Below are 2815 nucleotides of genomic sequence, written 5' to 3' on the forward strand. Positions count from 1 at the left end.
CACGGAAACAAACCGTTACTTTTGTATCCAGAATAGAATGCATAGATATTTTTATGTTTGATAGCATTAAAACAGTCATTATGATATGTGAGAAATGAATTGCCAACAACAGCCAAATCACTTTTTTGAGTTATGGGTTTATTGCATTCATGACAGAGAAAGTGTTTTCTTTCCATGTTTAACTTTTTCCTTTACGCTAGTATGTTATGTGTCTCTATTCTCTGTTCTTCTGTCTTTTCCATTGAATGTTGTAGATGATAGATTTCTGAAGTCTTTCGCAAGACTGACACCTGCCATTTTCTCAAATTCATCAAAATCTGTACTGTTAACGGTGAATGATATCTCCGTTACATGGATCATATTCCATTTCTCGGCAAATACTTCTTTTTGGAAGGATACATGCGCAGAAATAGGATCATTATCTTCTTCTGATGTATCATCATAGAAGAATCTTACAAACTTGGGTATAAGTTCCAATTCTTTTATTTGGTCTATCTTATCTTTTTTTGCTTTGGCAACTTGATGCTTACCTGCATGTAGATCCTCACAACCAAAAAATCTTCCAGTCAATATTCGCTTAAAAGTTCTGCCTGGAGGATCAGGAATATACTCTTCTTTTTGCTTTTTACCAAATAGTTTTTTAAATATTTCTATCATATTGTCATCTCCATCTTCTGAATTATACACTATCTCTTTAAAAGGTGAGGAGAATTATATACGATGTGTGACATTTTTATGACAATTTTACTCTATACTTCTCTCGTCAGAAGAAATTTAAGGGATAAAAATGAAAAGAGCTGGGTTCACTATGGTAGAACTACTATTTGTTATTGTTGTCATCGGAGTTATATCTGCAGTTGCCATTACAAAACTATCTACTACGCGTAATGATGCAAAGATATCAATAGAACTTGCTAATATGATTATCTGTGTTAAAGATCTTGGTGCTCAGTATGCTGCTAGAAAAGCTTTTGATGCATGGGGATCACCAGCATGTGTTGCTACTTATGATAATGGTAATGGCTGTTTGATAAATCAGCCTCAGGAAGATGGAACAGTTAATGTCATTGCAAATACCCAAAATATAGAACCTTGGTGTACCGAAGTACAAACTATAGCAAAGGCAGAAGGTCTAATTGCCAGATTCACTTTTAATAAAGAAAGCGTAACTCGATAAAGGTCTATCATTGACCTTTTTCTACAATTATTACTTTCTTTTTCCAAATGATTTTATATAAGATTGATTTAATTCAATATCCAATATAATAGATTTTTCAAAGATGTATTTAAATATTATTTATTGTGCCAAACTTGTTGTGAAACAGGGACGGAAAGCCATGGGTCTTAACTATTAAGATCGCCAGGTTGCTAAATACTAATACAAATGTGTTATGTATCGTTCTTTTTACTCTACTCGTTTATCCATTAATTTTATTTAATCCTAAAAACTCAACACCTAGAATGGGGGATTATTATGTACGCAAGAACTGAGACGATAGAAGAAGAAAACTTAGACTGGGAAATGAATCCTGCCACAATGCTAAGAAAGATGGATGTGAAGGTAACAGAAGCAGTAATGCCTTCTATGTCTCAAGAGAAAAAAAAGTTCAATTTAAAAAAATTGACTCATTTTTTAAATGCAAATCCAGAACTCTCTTTACTTTTTAGTATAGTAAGTCTTCCCTATACTGTGGGATTTTTTATTAGCTACTTTTTATTTTATTACTATGGGGGTATGTCGATAGAAAGTTTCCTTAATATAGAGAAGGGGAGTATCCACATTGAGTTTTGGTCTATTGGTGCGTATATATTTATTACAGCCGGAGTGATATGGGCTGCTTTAGTTCCTTAGTAAAATTAAAAAATAATTGATCTTTCCTCCCTATTGTCATTATCGGGATTCACTTCCTTGATGACAATGTTTCAAGGTTTCTAAGTTATTTCCATCACTACTAAAATTACCTCTTGCTTATTCAAGATTAGTGTATTTAGCCCTTAAGCTTTATTATCCTAAAATGTATGATAGTTTTGGATCTATAAAAAATATTATCATTACAAAGGAGAATTTTTATGAAAAAAATAAACAGTGTTTCCAGTTTACTTATGGGGTCATTACTTGTAGGAAATATTGCATATGCAGATTTTGCGGATGGACTTGTAGGTGGTTTAGTCGGAGGTGCAGTGGGTTCAGTGATCACCAATGAAGTCTACAAGAGTAATCAACCACAGCCTGCACCTGCAGCAAATCAGCAGCAGAAACAAGCGAAGCAACAAACAAGATATGTGGCGCCACAAAACACTGATCAAATGAAGATCCAAAAAGCATTGGCAAGTTTAGGTTTTTATCGTGGAAAGCTCGATGGTGAAGTTAACTCTTTTGAGACACGCTCAGCAATCAGAGAGATGAACAAGGCATATGAGATAAGCGATAATGCTTCTCTAAAACCTGAGGCAAAAGATGCTTTGATCTTTTTAGGCACACTTTTTGAGTTTGACAGATACCTTATATCTAGTGACACTGATAAACGAAGTAAAGGCAAAAAGATACAAACAGCTCTCAAGATACACGGTTTTTATTTTTCTAAGATCGATGGTGTAGTCGGTAGTGGTACACGTAATTCCATTGCACAATATAAAGCTTCTAAAGGTTTATCTTCTGGTGGATCACTTGATTTTGAAGAAGAGTATCAGCTTGTGAGTTCTGCAAAAGCGATGAATGATAAGAATATCGAAGATACGATCGGATCCTTAAAAGGATTGGGAGCCAAACAGGAAGCTCCTACACAAATGATAAAGATGCAACCAGTCAAAAGTC

4 protein-coding genes and 1 riboswitch are annotated in these 2815 nt (G+C 34.2%); of the genes, 3 read left to right on the forward strand and 1 reads right to left on the reverse strand.

The annotated features are described in order from the left end of the window. Positions 1–204 precede the first annotated feature (204 nt). Positions 205–657 (reverse strand): hypothetical protein, encoded by a 453-nt coding sequence (locus ABYK33_RS15180; protein WP_373034158.1) that lies wholly within the window; start codon positions 655–657, stop codon positions 205–207. Between the two features lie 130 nt (positions 658–787). Between ABYK33_RS15180 and ABYK33_RS15185 the strand changes: the two genes are divergently transcribed. From ABYK33_RS15185 to ABYK33_RS15195, 3 genes are all read left to right on the forward strand, one after another. Beyond that, positions 788–1177 carry a type II secretion system protein gene (locus ABYK33_RS15185; protein WP_373034159.1) on the forward strand — a complete coding sequence of 130 codons (390 nt, stop codon included), beginning with the start codon at positions 788–790 and terminating at the stop codon, positions 1175–1177. A 117-nt stretch (positions 1178–1294) separates the two neighbouring features. After that, positions 1295–1373, forward strand: a riboswitch (cyclic di-GMP riboswitch). A gap of 101 nt (positions 1374–1474) precedes the next feature. After that, positions 1475–1852 (forward strand): hypothetical protein, encoded by a 378-nt coding sequence (locus ABYK33_RS15190; protein WP_373034161.1) that lies wholly within the window; start codon positions 1475–1477, stop codon positions 1850–1852. Positions 1853–2070: 218 nt separating this feature from the next. Further along, on the forward strand, positions 2071–2815 hold a 745-nt coding region (locus tag ABYK33_RS15195; RefSeq protein ID WP_373034162.1), incomplete at its 3' end, for a peptidoglycan-binding protein.

The organism is Sulfurovum sp. (assembly GCF_041562805.1).
Lineage (GTDB): Bacteria > Campylobacterota > Campylobacteria > Campylobacterales > Sulfurovaceae > Sulfurovum.

Excerpts from the sequence above, each read along its gene's own strand:
- ABYK33_RS15180 (WP_373034158.1), bottom strand. The coding sequence starts at position 657 with ATGATAGAAATATTTAAAAAACTATTTGGTAAAAAGCAAAAAGAAGAG.
- ABYK33_RS15185 (WP_373034159.1), top strand. The coding sequence starts at position 788 with ATGAAAAGAGCTGGGTTCACTATGGTAGAACTACTATTTGTTATTGTT.
- ABYK33_RS15190 (WP_373034161.1), top strand. The coding sequence starts at position 1,475 with ATGTACGCAAGAACTGAGACGATAGAAGAAGAAAACTTAGACTGGGAA.